This is a genomic window from Oleiphilus sp. HI0086 (assembly GCF_001635225.1).
Window position 1 is genome coordinate 1 of the sequence record NZ_LWFZ01001026.1, and the last position, 1,709, is coordinate 1,709.

A 1,709-nucleotide genomic window follows, 5' to 3' on the forward strand; every position below is an offset into this window, starting at 1 on the left:
CTTTGGCCAAGGCTACCCGAGCACTATAAACCAAGCCCAAATTCTCATCTTGTATCGCATCGTCAGAAATGCTCTTAATCTCTGCATCAATCAAACCGTACTTGGTGAAGTTAAAGGTATCGACTTTGACTTCAGCTTTCTGCCCTTCTTGCACAAAACCGATGTCTTTATTAAGAATCATCACGTCCACTTCCATTTTGCTTTGGTCCGGTACAATCACCAAGAGTGCTTGGGCGGGTGTGACTACGCCTCCAATAGTATGGACTGCTAATTGCTGCACTTGACCATCTATTGGTGAAACGATTGCTTGTTGCTGGTTTCTCTGTTTTGCTTTGACGAGTTCTTGCTTTAGGCCTTCTAATCTCAGTTCAAATTCTTGCTTTTGCGAGAGCGTTGCTAACTGCTGTTCTGCCAGTAATGAGTGGGTTTGTTTTTCGATGGCAAGTATTGAGCTATCCAGTTGCTTGAATCGGGCTTGTTGTACTTTCAAGTCTTGTTCTTGTTCGATTAGCTCTTGCTTGAGTTCTAGGTATGGAAGCTTTGAGCCGTAGTCTTTTCGGTGGAGTTGTTCGAGCGCATCGACTCGTTCGGCCAGTACGGGTATGACTCTTTCTTTTTTCGTTGCTTCCGCTTCGACCATTTGTTGTTCTGCTTGGAGCTTTTGTCTTTCAACTTCCAGGGATGAGAGCTTGGCGTTAAGTTCGGTTTTCTGTTGTACGAGAAGGTTTTGGTGGCTCGTCGATTTTAACGGGGCCAAAGCCTGCGAACCTACTCCCTTTAAAACTAAACTCAGCCAATGATCGAAGTGCGATAGCCTTTCAATATTCATTGATAGTTCGGCAATCTCGTGTGCTAAACGATCTACATCGGCCTGTGTTTGCGTGCTGTCTAGCGTTATGAGCGGCTCACCTTGTTTGACGCTTTGCCCTTCTCTGACGTGAATCGCTTTGATCTTTCCCGCTTCTAAGGGCTGAATATGTTTGATGTGTTCGCTTGGAATCACTTTACCTTGCGCAACCGCAACAATATCAATCTTGCCAAAGTAAGCCCACACACAGGCAATAGTGAATAGTATTACGATTGCCCAGATAATGGCTCTGCCGGCTGATGAGGCTGGGGTTTGTTCTACTTCAATAGCAGCCGGTAAGAACTGGTACAGTTCTTTATGCGAGACTGACTGATCTTTATGAAGGAAAGCAAACAGCCCTTTCTTTGTTTTTTCTTCAGAGACATCACCCACAGGGAGTTGAATTGAGGAGCTCATTCCACACCTCCATCTGTTTCACTTTCCATCTGATTAGCTGTGGATGTTTTCGGCTTGGAGACTATCTTCGCCTTAGGTAAATTCATCGCTAGTTTATTCGTGGGCTTAGCTGTTTTACCTTCGTCTTTTTTGACCTCGCGAATGCTAGGAATATGACTTTGATGGCTATGTAGCTTGGCATAGTAGCCATTCAGCTCGAGCAATTCATCATGGCTTCCGCTTTCAACAATTCGCCCGGTTTCAATGACGATAATTCTGTCTGCTGCACGAACGGTTGATAGACGATGAGCGATAATAAATACCGTTCTGTCTTTGCATATCGAGCGCATATTGTCTTGAATGATACGCTCAGACTCATAATCCAAGGCACTGGTCGCTTCATCAAAGATCAGAATGCGGGGGTTGGTAATGAGCGCTCTGGCAATAGCGATACGTTGCTTTTGCC

2 protein-coding genes are annotated in these 1,709 nt (G+C 45.1%); both read right to left on the reverse strand.

Features of this window, described 5'->3' with window-relative positions; translation table 11 throughout:
- Positions 1 to 1,264, reverse strand: a 1,264-nt coding sequence (locus A3756_RS18330) for an HlyD family type I secretion periplasmic adaptor subunit (RefSeq protein ID WP_068554200.1), incomplete at its 3' end; no start/stop codon positions are given.
- The coding region (locus A3756_RS29070) for an ATP-binding cassette domain-containing protein (protein ID WP_156490584.1) at positions 1,261 to 1,709 on the reverse strand (449 nt) is incomplete at its 5' end. The genes A3756_RS18330 and A3756_RS29070, both read right to left, overlap by 4 nt.